12 protein-coding genes are annotated in these 13,383 nt (G+C 57.6%); 1 reads left to right on the plus strand and 11 read right to left on the minus strand.

Going from position 1 to position 13,383, the window contains the following annotated elements:
- Positions 1-7 precede the first annotated feature (7 nt).
- The 6 genes from ACOTTU_RS05935 to ACOTTU_RS05960 form a co-directional block, all read right to left on the minus strand.
- On the minus strand, positions 8-991 hold the full coding sequence (locus ACOTTU_RS05935) for an alpha/beta fold hydrolase (RefSeq protein ID WP_425656575.1): 984 nt from the start codon (positions 989-991) through the stop codon (positions 8-10).
- A 102-nt stretch (positions 992-1,093) separates the two neighbouring features.
- Positions 1,094-2,575 carry an aldehyde dehydrogenase gene (locus ACOTTU_RS05940; RefSeq protein ID WP_425656577.1) on the minus strand — a complete coding sequence of 494 codons (1,482 nt, stop codon included), beginning with the start codon at positions 2,573-2,575 and terminating at the stop codon, positions 1,094-1,096.
- A 16-nt stretch (positions 2,576-2,591) separates the two neighbouring features.
- On the minus strand, positions 2,592-3,626 hold the full coding sequence (locus tag ACOTTU_RS05945; protein ID WP_425656579.1) for an LLM class flavin-dependent oxidoreductase: 1,035 nt from the start codon (positions 3,624-3,626) through the stop codon (positions 2,592-2,594).
- Between the two features lie 4 nt (positions 3,627-3,630).
- Entirely contained in the window at positions 3,631-4,527 is an 897-nt protein-coding gene (locus tag ACOTTU_RS05950) for a flavin reductase family protein (protein WP_425656581.1), read from the minus strand.
- On the minus strand, positions 4,527-5,327 hold the full coding sequence (locus tag ACOTTU_RS05955; protein ID WP_425656582.1) for an alpha/beta fold hydrolase: 801 nt from the start codon (positions 5,325-5,327) through the stop codon (positions 4,527-4,529). The genes ACOTTU_RS05950 and ACOTTU_RS05955 overlap by 1 nt, the downstream gene beginning before the upstream one ends.
- Positions 5,299-5,898 (minus strand): amino acid synthesis family protein, encoded by a 600-nt coding sequence (locus ACOTTU_RS05960; protein ID WP_425656584.1) that lies wholly within the window; start codon positions 5,896-5,898, stop codon positions 5,299-5,301. The genes ACOTTU_RS05955 and ACOTTU_RS05960 overlap by 29 nt, the downstream gene beginning before the upstream one ends.
- Before the next feature lie 102 nt (positions 5,899-6,000).
- Between ACOTTU_RS05960 and ACOTTU_RS05965 the strand changes: the two genes are divergently transcribed.
- Complete coding sequence (locus tag ACOTTU_RS05965; RefSeq protein ID WP_425656585.1) at positions 6,001-6,888, plus strand: LysR family transcriptional regulator; 888 nt, start codon at positions 6,001-6,003, stop codon at positions 6,886-6,888.
- Here the strand turns inward: ACOTTU_RS05965 and ACOTTU_RS05970 are convergent.
- Genes ACOTTU_RS05970 through ACOTTU_RS05990 form a run of 5 tightly spaced genes read right to left on the minus strand, consistent with a single transcriptional unit; the run spans position 6,876 to position 13,380 of the window.
- Positions 6,876-8,123, minus strand: a complete 1,248-nt coding sequence (locus ACOTTU_RS05970; RefSeq protein WP_425656587.1) for a cytochrome P450 — start codon at positions 8,121-8,123, stop codon at positions 6,876-6,878. The genes ACOTTU_RS05965 and ACOTTU_RS05970 overlap by 13 nt on opposite strands.
- Before the next feature lie 9 nt (positions 8,124-8,132).
- Positions 8,133-9,938: a di-heme-cytochrome C peroxidase gene (locus tag ACOTTU_RS05975; protein WP_425656589.1), complete on the minus strand. Its 1,806-nt coding sequence runs from the start codon at positions 9,936-9,938 to the stop codon at positions 8,133-8,135.
- A gap of 50 nt (positions 9,939-9,988) precedes the next feature.
- A complete protein-coding gene (locus tag ACOTTU_RS05980; RefSeq protein WP_425656592.1) occupies positions 9,989-11,350 on the minus strand; it encodes a peptidoglycan-binding domain-containing protein in 1,362 nt (453 codons plus the stop codon).
- Between the two features lie 4 nt (positions 11,351-11,354).
- Entirely contained in the window at positions 11,355-12,518 is a 1,164-nt protein-coding gene (locus tag ACOTTU_RS05985; protein ID WP_298917013.1) for a S1 family peptidase, read from the minus strand.
- A 58-nt stretch (positions 12,519-12,576) separates the two neighbouring features.
- On the minus strand, positions 12,577-13,380 hold the full coding sequence (locus tag ACOTTU_RS05990) for a M12 family metallopeptidase (RefSeq protein ID WP_425656593.1): 804 nt from the start codon (positions 13,378-13,380) through the stop codon (positions 12,577-12,579).
- Positions 13,381-13,383 lie beyond the last annotated feature (3 nt).

The raw sequence follows: 13,383 nt of genomic DNA on the forward strand, positions 1-13,383 counted from the left end.
GCTAAATTCATCTTTTAACATGCTCCAGCGCATCCAACAGGGCATTCTGAAACTTGCCGGGGTCCTCCAGTTGCGGAATATGGCCGACGTCTGGCAAGACGATCAGCTGCGACCCGGCCACCAGCTTTTGCAGCGCCTGAGCCTGCGAGAGTGGCGTGACGGTGTCGCGGTCGCCCCAAATGAATGCCAATGGTACGGCAAGAGCCTGCCAGTTTTCAGGACGGGTACTCGCGGCTTTCTGCGGGGGCACAAACAGTTGTGGCACCCAGGCCGCTACCGCCTCCGTATAGCCCAGACGCTTCATGGGCCGTTGCAAGGTTGTGACGACGTCCGGGGTCGCGACATCCTTCACAAACATGAAATTCTGCAGGAAACGCTCGGTCAGCATCGGGTTTGTCGCCGTTGCTGATACAAGCGCAGAGCGCATCTTCTTGGGGCGCAGAAAAACCGGGACCTCGTTGGGCGTGAGGTGTCCGTTCAGCGCCAATGCCCCGTCAACGATGATCAATCCGGAGACAAGATCGGGGCGCGCCATGACCGCCTCTGTAACCGGGCCCGCACCAACAGAATGCGCCACCATGATGGGCTTTGTATCCAGCGATTGCAAAAGCGCGATCACCCGTTCCGCTTGCCGAGATCTGCTGTAGTCGAGGTCTGCGGCATGTTCGGAAAACCCGAAGGGGGGCATATCAAAGGCGATGGTGCGATAGCCCTGCACCGAAATGGCGCTCAGAGTTGGCATCCACAGACCTGACCAAGCTGCCGTCCCGTGGGCAAAAAGAACTGCCGGATCATCCGGCTTGCCCTTCTCAATAGTGAAAATCCTGCCCTCTCGCGTCTCGTTCAGTTCTCCGAACGGCGGCAGACTATCGGCCAGCCCTTCGGTTTCTCGCTGTGCCGCAGCAAGGCGAAAGCTGACCAAGAGCACGCCAACCAGCAAGGCTGTCGAAACCGCCAAGTATAGAGCAATTCTTGCGATGCGCTTTCCCATGAGACTTTCATATCGGCGCAGCAGGTTTTTGCAATTGTTGCAGCACTGTCTGTATCATTTTGTGAGCCGGTGCCGTTTGGCTGAACACCCGCAGCCCTAAGCTCAGCGCATGACAAAAGGGTTCGCCATCGGGGCCTCTGACGTATTGATCCAGGTGGTCTTGACGCGGGTGTAATCAAGGATGGCTTCCTTGCCCGCCTCGCGCCCGTAACCGGATTGGTTGAAGCCGCCAAACGGCGCAATGGGGGAGATCGCGCGATAGGTGTTCACCCATGTGATGCCGGATCGGATGCGCCGGGAAACACGGTGCGCGCGGGCAAGGTTTGTCGTGAAAATCCCCGAGCCAAGGCCAAAATCACTGTCATTGGCCAGTGCAATGGCTTCTTCTTCGGTGTCAAAGGGCAGCAGGGACATCACCGGGCCAAACATCTCTGTTTTCAGTGTTTCAACCTGCGGCGAATTACACGCGACAAGCGTTGGCTGAAAGTAATGCGGGCTTGCTTGATCGGCTCTTGCGCCACCAAAGATGATTTTTGCCCCCTGATCGGTCGCCTTGCGCAACGTGTCTTCGATCCTTTCGACCTGAGCAACCGTGCAAAGCGGGCCAAGATGCGTTGCCGGATCATGTGGGTCGCCCACAATAAGCTGGCTGCTTTTCTCCGTGATCGCCGCGATCAGGCGGTCCATAACAGGCCGGTGAACCAACCCGCGCGTTCCGGCCACGCAGGACTGTCCCGACGCGCCAAAATTACCCGCAATCAAACCGTTGGCGGCCGCATCGATTTCGGCGTCATCAAAGACAAGGATCGGCGATTTGCCCCCCAGTTCCAACGTGGTCACGGCAAAGTTTTCAGCCGAATTACGGATCACATGTTTGGCGGTTTCCGGCCCACCCGTAAAGGCGATCCGGTCCACATCCTTGTGTCGGGTCAGCGGCACCGCGCAGTTTTCGGCATCCCCCGTGATGACAGATACAACGCCGGGTGGAAAACCTACCTGATCAATCAATCTGGCAAATTCGATCATCGGGGCTGGTGCGATCTCAGAGGCTTTGAGCACAACGGTGCATCCTGCGGCTAGGGCGGGGGCCAGTTTCGTCGCAGCCAGGAACATCTGCGCATTCCAGGGCACGATCCCGGCGACCACCCCGATCGGCATGCGCTGGGTGTAGACATGCATGTCGGGTTTATCGATGGGCAGGACCGCGCCTTCGATCTTGTCAGCAAGGCCCGCGTAATAGCGATAGTAATCAGCGACATAGCCCGTTTGCGCCATGGTCTCGGAGGCCAGTTTGCCACTGTCCGTCGTCTCGATACGGCCCAGATGTTCCGCGTTCTGCGCGATCAGATCGGCAAGCCGGTAGAGCAATTTGCCGCGCGCGGTCTGGGTCATGTCGCGCCACTCCGGACCCTCTAAGGCAGATTTGGCAGCAGCAACAGCGCGGTCCACATCCTCTGGGGCAGCACAGTCGAAACTTGCCCAGGGTTGGCCATCGGCGGGGTTCACCGAGTGCATTACCTGACCGGTGGCACCGGCCTGCCACTGGCCGGCGATGTAGAGTTGGTAGTGGGGCAGATTGTTCATGTTGGTCGTCCTGTTATCAGGCAAAGGCGGGCATGACATCGTCGATAAAGCGGCTGAGCGAGGCGCGTTTTCGCTCCGCACTCATACCGCTGTCGATCCAGAATGAAAATTCATCATAGCCCAGATCTTCGTATCGCTTGAGCCGGTCAATGACTTCCTGCGCGGTTCCGATCGTCAGATCACGCCTCAGGGTATCTGCAGCCATCATGGCATTCCCGGCAATCTCCGCCTCGGTCAACGTTTCGATGAGGCCTTGTTTGACGGGTCGCTTGTTTTGAAACCAGGCACCAAAATAGTTATAAAAGCGGCTGAGTTCCTCTGCACCAACCTGCGCATCCTCCGCGTCAGAAGCCACATAAGTATGGTGCAGCAACATGATTTTGGGGCGCGCGCCGTCATAGGACGCGCAGGCCGCGTCAAACCTCTCCATCAGCGACGTAATCTCCGCATCACCTTGCCAGAGCGGTGTGACCTGCACGTTGAACCCGTTGTGCACGGCAAATTCATGGCTGTTGGGATCACGGGCTGCGACCCAGACCGGTGGGCCGTCTTTCTGGACAGGTTTTGGTGCGGCGGTGGTTTCGGGGAAGGTGTAAAAGGTCCCTTCATAGGCGCAATCGCCCGCCCAGAGTTTGGGCAGCAAAGGCAGTGTCTCGCGCATCCGTTGACCAGCATCCCAGGCATCCATGCCCGGCATCAGGCGCTCGTACTCATAGGAATAAGCGCCGCGTGCAGCACCAATTTCCAACCGACCGCCGGTGATCAGATCGGTCATCGCCGCTTCACCCGCCAGCTTGATGGGATGCCAGAACGGCACGATGACCGTCCCGGTGCCGAGCCGCACATTCTTGGTCTGATGCGCCAGATCAACGATCATCGTGAACGGGTTGGGGGATATGGTGAATTCCATGCCGTGGTGCTCGCCCGTCCATATGGCCCGCATGCCGCCCTCATCCGCCATTTTGCACAGCCCGATGAATTCATCGTAGATCTTGTCGTGTGGCTGGTCGGCACTCAGCCGTTCCATATGCGCAAAAAGGGAAAAATCCATTTCGCTACCTTTCGTTGAGCGGCAAGACATCGCCGGTGCGTTCGTTGCCGATGTAGAAGCCAAAGTTCTGGGTTTTGTGTTCACTTGCAAAGCGTTGCAGCAAAGACTTGATCGCAGGATCGGGGGTGGCAGAGGCGTCGGGGGCGTCTATCGGCACGAGTTTCAATGCAGATGGCCTCTGGCTGCAATGTCCGCGAAAGACGATGCGCCGTCCTGCCTTTCCTTCGTCGTAAGTGGCGTAAACAACGCTCAATTCGGCGTCGATGCCTGCCGTTGCGAGTGCTGATGCGAGTGTCCTCAGCGGGCTTTTGTCGGTGGGTACGGAGATGGTAAAAAGCCCGTCATCTTGCGTCAGGAAAAGATTTTCCCCGTCATCCAAAAGCACGCTGGCGCGTGTGTGTGGCGCGGTCGGTGCCTCGGCCTTGCGTTCCTTGTTCAGGGTGAAATACCCGTCGGGCCCGTAGCCAAGGCCGTCCTGATGGGTGCAATCGGCATGCAGGACACGTCCGATCAGCACAAGATGATCCCCGGCAGGGATTTGTTGAAACATGTCACAGACAAACCCGGCCGCGCGTCCGGTGATCAAGGGAATATCCCCCACTGGCTGATCCCAGTCACAGAGTGCGAACCGATCCGCCTTGCTGGATGCGAAGGTGTTTGAAATCTCCTGCTGTCCTTCCGACAAGATGCTGACACCGAACCGGGTCGCCTGACGGAAGGCGTCAAAACTGGACAGGTGATTGCCGGGACACACCAGCAGGAGGGGAGGGTCCAGTGAAACGGAGGTAAAAGAATTGGCGGTAAAGCCTACGTTTTCGCCGGTCTCGGTGCGGGTCGTCACAACCGTGACGCCCGTCATGAAGCGGCCAAAGGCTTGCCGCAGGTCCTTGGGGTCCAGCATCACGGTGCCTCCCCGATCAGGTGCCGTATCATCGCAACACTTACTTCCCGGGGGTGTGTCATCGGCATCATATGGGCGGCATCGTGGCAAAGCAGACTGTGACCTTTTGCGGAATTTGCCGCCATCCGGCGAGACATTTCCGGTGTTGAATTGGGGTCGTCCGCGCCGGTCATGAAAAGGGCTGGCATAGTGAGAGACTGCAGCAGTGCGTCAGAGGGACCATCTGATTGCGCAAAGACGTGATAGGCGCGGGCGTAGCCTTGCAAATCGGTTTCTGTCAGCCATCCTCGGCATGCCTCTGCTGCATCCAGCAACGCGCCTTCGGGGTCCGTTCCAAACCATCTTTGCAAGGTTGCCGAAGGATCGGCGCGGCCCGATGTCTTCAGTGCGGCGGCGCGCGCCCGCACGGCTTTTGCGGCTGCATCCCCGCGCCGGTAGATGGCGTTTAATGCCGCGACACCGCTGATTTGTCCGGCACAGCCACCGGCAACTTGCAGCGCGATGATGGCCCCCATGGAATGCCCTGCGATGTGGCATGGTGCATCAAGGGCAGCTAAAAATGCGCGCACACGCGCAACATAGTCGGGAAGGGCACGCGCGTTGTTTAAGGGGGATGAGCCATGTCCGGGCATGTCCACCGCGTAGGTTTTGAAGTGTCGGGCCAGATGAGGGATCATCCCTTGCCAGGCCTCCGCCCGCAAACCGACACCATGGATGAGCACCAAGGGCGGCCCGTCGCCAGCACTGATGTAATGCAATGCGCCTGGCCCTTCAGACCGCGGCTGGATTGTCCAGGTCATGGCCCAGATCCTTCAAGTCTTGATACCGATCCCCGATGCGGTGGTGCGGACGCCCGCCCGTTGCCGCCCCCAATGCGATGACAACTTCGTCAGCGCGCGGCGCATCAACGATGGAGAATTGAATGGTCAGATAATGCGATCGGCGTCCGGCATCGTTCTTATCCATCAAGGGTATCTGGATAGCGGTGTTTGCAGCGCCGCGGATATTGGTGAAGGCCAGATAGGATTTCGCGCCAACGGCCTCTCTGAAATGATTGCCAAACCGCAGGGTGTGGATCAGGCCCGAGGCGTGTTCGATCTCACCATCGAGACCGACAATGCCTGCTTTTCCAAAGGCTTCTATCTTGTCGCCACCGCCTGTCAGGTCGGTGATCTTTTGCGTCAGTAACGCGCCCAGTTCAGGACCAAATGCCTGGATTACCGGTTTGAGGTCTTCGACGTAGCGGCCGGCCCAGGGGTTTGTGATGACGGCTGCAACGGCGAACAGACGCCAGGGTTCTGAGGCTGGCTTGAAGCCCTCAATGAGGACGTCTTCGGTGTAGCTCACAATTTTTCGGATTTCTGGTGTCATCTCTTGCTCCGGTTTTCAGAAACCATATCGAGCAGAATTTCTCGTGACAAATGATAGAAAACGATGTGAGTTCATTAAAAAATCTAATGCGAAAGAAGAAAAATGTCCTTGCCACCGCTTACATGGTTCCGAGCTTTCGATGCTGCCGCGCGTCATTTGAGTTTTACACTGGCGGCTGAAGAGCTTGGTTTCACTCAATCGGCCATCAGCCAGCATGTACGCGCGCTGGAGGAGCGATTGGGCACGCAGCTGTTCGTACGCGGTCACCGGTCCCTGATGTTGACGGATGCAGGCCGCTTGCTGGTGCCCGATGTCGCCGCTGCGATGGGGCGTCTGACACAGGCGACCGAGCGGTTTCAGCCCCGCATATCGAAACCCAAACTAACCGTTGCCACCAGTGCTAGTGTGGCCCAGTGGATACTTTCGCCGATGCTGCCCCGGTTTCGAGAGGATCATCCCGATGTGGCTTTGCAGATCGTGACAACTGTCTGGCCGGATGATTTTTCGACCACCAATGCCGACATTGAAATCCGGTTCGGCTCGAAAGATGTCGTCGGGCAGGGCGCAGAATTGCTGGGGCCGTCAGAGCTGCATGTGGTTGCCGCCCCTTCCCTTGCCTCGGCCCATGAGGGCGCGCTGAACTGGACCAAATTGCAAGCGTGCACGCTGATCCAACCGATCGGGATATCTACCGGCTGGGCTGACATTGCACGACGCGCGAAGTCACCTCATGATATCGAGGCGTCGGTGTTTGTGGACACCCACGGTCTGGCCGTCGATCTTTCCGTATCGGGGGTCGGAGTGGCTTTGACCCACAGGCTGATCAGCCAGATGGCACTGAAGGACGGGCGGCTGCAATGTCTCAGGGTTGCGCCAATTGAAGCGGAAGAGGGATATTATCTTGCGCGCAAGACCACTGGTTTCACACAAGAGCAGGAGGCCTTCATTGCCTGGTTTTACGAGAGCCTTGACGCCCTTCAGGCTGAGTAGGAAAGGTTCCATTCCTGTGGCACAGCGCTGCCCTTGTAATCCGGACCGTTGCCAAAATCCAAATCCCCCCGGCGCAGGATTTGCCTGACGATTTCGGGGACCATGACGCCCGCGATATGCCGCCCCAGACACGTATGCATGCCGTGGCCAAAGGTATAGGTGTCGCTGAAATCACGGGTTGGATCGAATTTTTCGGGCTCAGAAAACGCGGAAGGGTCAAACATGGCGCTATGCGTCACGGCCAGAGCCGTCGTGCCTTTGCGCACTGTTGCGGCCTGGGGTGTTCCGCCTGAAAGTTCGGTGTCGCGGTGGCATACACGGAAGAAATAGGGGAATGCAGGGTTAAAGCGCAGAGCCTCAAAAACAAATCCGTCGAAGTCTTCGGGTCTGCCACCCAAAGCCGCATCACGGGCATCTTTCAACAATGCAGGGTCTGATGTGAGATGTCGCAGCGCATTGCAGACACCATGTGAAGTGGTCTCAACCGCGCCAATGAGCAGGCCGCCGACGTTGAAGATCACATCGCGCAAATTGAAATCCACGCCGTCGCTGAATGACAGGCGCAACAGCCGGGAGACCGGATCGTCCCTGCGACTGCCCAGTTTTACAGCGGCACTTCGCCGTAAGACGAGCCGTCCGATGTAGATGCCCATCATCACGCCGGCACGCTTGCGGTTCTCGATGATCCCGGCTTGATCCAATCCCTCGACAACACTGTCAAAAGGTTGATTCCAGAAAGCATCCTGCTGATTCCAATAGGACCAGTCGATCAGTTTTTCCGGGTCTGACCGGGTAAAGCCGAACCAGTCCTGCACCAGCCTGACCGGCACACCGCGCGTGACATTACGCACCAGTTCAATGGAGCCGTTTGCACCGTCCAGCGCTTCGTCAGCAGTATCACGCACGAAATCACGGATTTTAGGCAGGTCTTCCACGTCGAGAATGGATTTCATGATCGACTTTTCGCGCCAATGTTGGGCGGTGTCATCCTGCGCCATGAAATAGCTGCCCTGCTTGGGCTTATAAAGATCGACGCCGAAGGTCAGGGGGCGTCTCAGGATCAGGTTGCAATCCGAAAACCGCGTCACAAGAGTGACCTCATCCATGGCGAAGACCGGACGGTTTTCACGCAATTCGGAGAAGAAGGGTAACGGCTCTTCAAATAGAAAACCGCGGGCCATCTTCCAACGATCCGCCGGGGCGGCCGCATCCAGTTTTTGCAAATAGCTGGTCATGTCATCGCCTCACAAGGATTTCATGAATTCAACGAGGGCGCGGCGGTCTTCTTCGGAAAACCCTTCGGCGCCATAGTCATGACCTGCATTGGAATCCGCCTCGACCACCCGGTTGCCCTGACGGGTTACCAGCTCAAAATCGCCACCCGTTGTCACATAGCCTACGTTGACGGGGTCGTATTCGTGATTTCCGACCGTGAAACTTCTGGAGCGTTCTTCGGCGGGCAGGAGCAGCTCATACAAGTTCGGCACCGATCCATTGTGCAGGTAGGGGGCGGTGGCCCAGATGCCATCAAGGGGGCGCGCCTTGTACCCCAGAACCAGCACATCCTTTTCGGTCATACAGGTGGACCGCTCCCCGGCGCGTGGATCAAACGGGCCGGGCGCCAGGTCAACTTCCGGACGCAGGCGAATGCCAAAGAAGGTCGGGATCGCCTCCTTGACGAGGTCCCCCTTGGACCCCAGCAGCGCGCCCTTGACGGTGGCACCCAGCATATTGGCCACGGTTGCGGTCTCTCCCATGACGTTTCCGGCATTGTCCTTTGTGCCATTCATCGGACCGGTGGGTCCCTGATAGACATAGGCGTTGCAGGCCATCCAGATGTCGGTGAGGTTCTTCTTCGAGGTCTTCTCGAAGGGGATCATCCGTTCGGTTGGTTTGCCTTCTTCCTGCATGTCCGGCAGCAGATGGCAACTGGCACATTTCTGGCGATAAAGGGTTTCACCTTTGGCGGCGAGATCAGTGTCAATGGCAGGAAAGGCATCCGGCCACTTGGGCGCATCGAGTACCTGGATGATCTGTTCCAGACGCATCAGGTTGTTGACCTTCACCGAGGAGGTATATCCGGTGATCGTGTCGATGGTGCCTTGATTGGGGGTGATAAGCACCTCGCCAAAAACCCCCATGACCTCACCGGTGTTGCGGCCCAATGCGCCATATTCCAGCGTGTCGCCGGGCAGGTTCAGGCGACTGTTGGCGGCAACACCGTTCCACTGGACCCGCTCCTGACGCCAGATGTCCCACAGGAACGGATAACTGACCGGCGCATTGGCCGGGTTCCCGTTGTTGGCATTGGCGCCCGTGAACATCAGGATCTTGTTGAGAATATGGCCCACCGCGTCCAGCCGACCATAGCCGTAGCGCACGGGCGTTTCATTCATTTCATCGGTCAGACGTTGCCAGGCCAGCAGCTGATCGAAGGCTTTCGCCAGCATCTCGCGGTTTTCGGGCGTGTCCTTGCCGTCAAGAACCGCGGCATTGAAACGCTCCCACTTGTCCGCGTCGCTGCGGGTTTCCTCCAGAGCCGCATCCAGACCTTCGATGAAGGATTGGAAATCGAGAAGGCTGGGGCCGCCGTCAACGATCATCTCTGTGCCCTGATAGGTGATCTTGGCGGTATGACAGGCAGAACAGTTCAAGCCGATCCAGGTCTCGGCCGTCTTTTCGCCGCCTTTCTGGCCCTCGTACCAACGCAGGCCAGTGTTTATGAATTCCTCATCCGCCTGCGTGTCTTTGGCAAAGCCGATGGGGCGGGTCACGCCGGTGCTTTCGGGTGGCGCAATAAATCCGTAGCTGGTCAAATGATCCATATCGCTGAAAGGATTACTATTTCCCGCCTGTTCGAGAGCAGCAAACCATGTTTCGGGGATCAGCCGCGAGCCTTGCGTCGCCCAGTACCAGTCAGAGCGATTTTCCTTTGTCCATCCTTGCGACACGTTGGCGTTGCCGGGATCGTCATGTCGGCATCCCGAAGCAATCAGGGGAACACAAAGCGCCATGGCCAATAGAGCGGGTCTGCTAACTTGAGGTTTCATATACTGTCCTGATAATTTGTGTTTTTCTTCGAAAATCTCGTCCTGACGGGTTATTTGATCGCTTCCCTGAGTGTTTCGACGGTTTTGGCGATGTCACCTGTTGCGTCGAGCTTCACTCCGTATTTCTTTTCGGCAATCTGCACCGCGCGCAGGGTCTTGGCCCCAATGATCCCGTCAATTGAACCAACCGGTAATCCGGCTTCGGTGAGTGCGCGTTGCAGTGCGCGTACATCCGCATCCCCGATGATCCTTTTGGGTCCTCCGTCTTCGGCGGGCGTAGAGAAGCGCATGACGGTGCGGTTTTCTGCTGAAACCGCAATGGCGAAATCTCCCGCAGTGGAAACATCGATATCTACGGGGCGTGCGGGCAGCCGGATCGTGCCAACGCGTTCCAGCGATGACAGGAATTCGTTGCGGGCAAACTGGGCGACTTCGTTGCTTGTGCGGCTACCCAGAAAGATAACGGACTGGTCGCAGGATGAAGAGAGCAACCCCGCTGGCAGGCGCAAATCCGTGCCCGGCAAGGCAGGGCTCAGAGCGCGGGTCGGGGCAAGGTTGAACTCGACGATAGAGAGCGTATCGAGGCTTTGAAATGGCTCGTTGTAATCCACCAGTGTCAGCACATCGCGGTTCAGGTCAGCAATCAGAAAGCTGGTGGCACCATCGTTGCGGCAACCGCGGTTTCCCATCAGGGCTGACACCACGTAAGGATCGCCAAGACTGCCACTGTCAGTCTGGACCCCGAATTCGCTCATAACGTAGGATTTGCCGGTCGACAGCGCCAACAGCCGCGAGTCCCAAGCGGCATTCAGAAACAGGGCACCCGAACGCGCATCGAACCAACTGCCCGCAACGCCCCCCCATGCTTCACCGGCATAGATATCGCTGCGAATCTGCGGGTCTGACGGTTCGCGGATATCCAGAGCGCCCAGAAATCCGTCGGAGAAATCGGTGCGCAGGCCTGAAACGATCAGCAAGCCATCGGCCGTGGTGGAAAGCTTGGGATACCCCAGCCGGTTTTTCATGCTTTTCGTCGCAATCGGGGCAAGCTTGGCGTCCAGCACATTGAGCTGGCTAAGCTGCCCGTCGTGCCCGATCACGTATAGTGCATTGCCACGCGGGTCGGCTGCAATATCGTCAACCTGCAACTCCTGGGGCGCGAGAGAGAGGACATCCAAAGTCTTGGTATCGCGGATTTCGATGACATCCACGCCGGCTGCATTGGACCCCAGAATATACATCACATCGCCTTGCAGCGTGACTTTCTCGGGCTCATAGCTCAGCGCTTCACGGGTTTCGAGCACCAGCGTTTGCACCGGGGCGAATTCTTCGCCCGCCACAGTGGACTGAGGCGCCAGCATCGCCATGGTGACGGCGGCGGCAATCATGCGTGTGTAGTTTGCAAGGGTCATGTTCTTAATTCCATGCATAGGTTGGCACGACGGAAAGCCTTCGTGTCTCAAGCGTTTCGCCCCCCACAGTTGGAAGGATTGTTACTTCGATATTCCGGTAGGGCTCGTCGGGCGGAACGTCGGCAAAGACGTCCTTGAGCGCGTCGAGCTTGCTTTGGACATCGGGGATCAGGAATTCGCCGATCCTTTCGCTTTCGTCAAGATTCCGACGTTCAAACAGGTTTTTCCCGTTGTCCGTCAGTTTCAGCGGTCGGGTGGCTTGGGTCTTGATTTCCCCGTCTTCCTTGAAGCGAATGTAGGGTTTGACCTGAATGGTGATGTCGCCGATTTGCGCCCCACCACCGATCAGTTTCTCGTAGCGAATCCGCAACGTACCGTCAGCCGCGGTAAAGGCTGTCCAGGTGAAGCGGCTGCTGAGCTGATGAATGTTTTCCTCAATGCCTTTCAGCCGCAGATGCAAAGGCGGATCTTCCGGTGTCAGCCCGTCGACCACCCCCATCAGCCATTCGACCTGCTCATTTAGCCTGTCAATTTCAAGATGGCCGATCAGTGGCATTGCATAGTCGATTGGGACAATAAGTGTCAGCTCATCATCCTCCTTGGCGGTCGCTTTGACGACGCCCAAGACGCGACCGTCGCCATCATAAACCGGGCTGCCGCTCTGACCGCTGTTGGTTTTGACATTCACCGTCCAGGCGTAGGGAAAATCGTCGCTTTCCGATGCGTTGAATTCCACCTCTTTGCGCCGGTAGGTCTCGCCATGAAAGCCGGAGGTGAAAAGGGGTGTCGGATTTTCGCGGTTATATTGGCTGGGTCGGCCGATCTGCAGGGGTTTCGGGGCGGGTTTGTCAAAGGGCATGTTTGCCTTGAGCAGCAAAAGATCGACGCGTTTGAGCTCTGAGGCGATCAGGACGGGAATGTCGTCCGAACTGGCCCCGCCGATAGAGGCCGTGATGGTGACTTGCCGCGCTTCGGCGTCCTCCAGCGGATCAAGAAAGTGCCGCGTGGTCAGAATGAAGCCGTCTTTGCCGACAAAAAAACCGGTGCCCTGACTGATCACCCCGCCTTTGACGCCGCGCTTGGGATGGCCTTCTTTGCCAGCCGTCCCCGACGCCTTGAGATAAATCAGCCCGGGTTTCACGTCGTCGTGAGGGGTCGCCTGTGCCAACTGCGGTCCCGCCGCAAAACCAATGAGAAAAATAAATGAGAAAATAAACCTGAACACATTATCCCTTTCGGTAAATGACTTGTACCGCGGCAATGTCGAGCGGGCTCAACTTACCGTCGTTTCCGTAGATGGCATTGCAATAGTTCATCACTGAATGCGGGTCGTAGACCGTGAGCGAGGTATTGTCGCCGATGGTTCCCTGGGCCTTGTCGCAGGCTTCCGGCGTATCGGGTCTGTTTTGTTCATGGGCAAATCCGATGGCGTGGCCAAATTCGTGCACGGCAATGATCCGCGTGCAGTATTCCAGCATGTCCTGACACCCGGGGGACCAGAAATCATAGGTGAAATTCAGAACCATGCCTTCGGGCATCCCGTCGATGAATTTGCCCAGCTGTTTGACGTGCGGCGCGGTGTCTTTGATGGCGATATGGATGCCGCCTGCGCCTTCAACACATTCCGACCAGCCGAAGAACTCAAGGTCCGATGCCGCTTGCCAGGTATCGGTGACCGCCTTTTGCACAAGAGCGCGCTGATCTTCGAACGCAGGGTCCATATCCTCCCAGCAAACAAAGATCTCGGGGAAATCCCAGATCGCGGCCTCCAGTGGAAACGCCCGGTCATTGATATAGGCCTCCTGTTCGTCCGTGAGCCGGTCGATGAAGGAGCCCTGTTGCGGTGTCTCGGTCTCTTCGACCTCGGTAAGGCCACCTTCGGGGGGACGAATCTCAATGAAGCTGCCGACGGGGGAGACGTCGGCGGTCGCATCGCCCTCTTCTGTACCAGCATCCTGCGCCCGTGCCACATTGGCCACAGACAACGTGATCCAGAAAACCCCGATCACAATATGAGTAAATAGTTTCACCAT

This window comes from Roseobacter sp. EG26 (genome assembly GCF_049830555.1).
Taxonomy (GTDB): Bacteria; Pseudomonadota; Alphaproteobacteria; order Rhodobacterales; family Rhodobacteraceae; genus Roseobacter.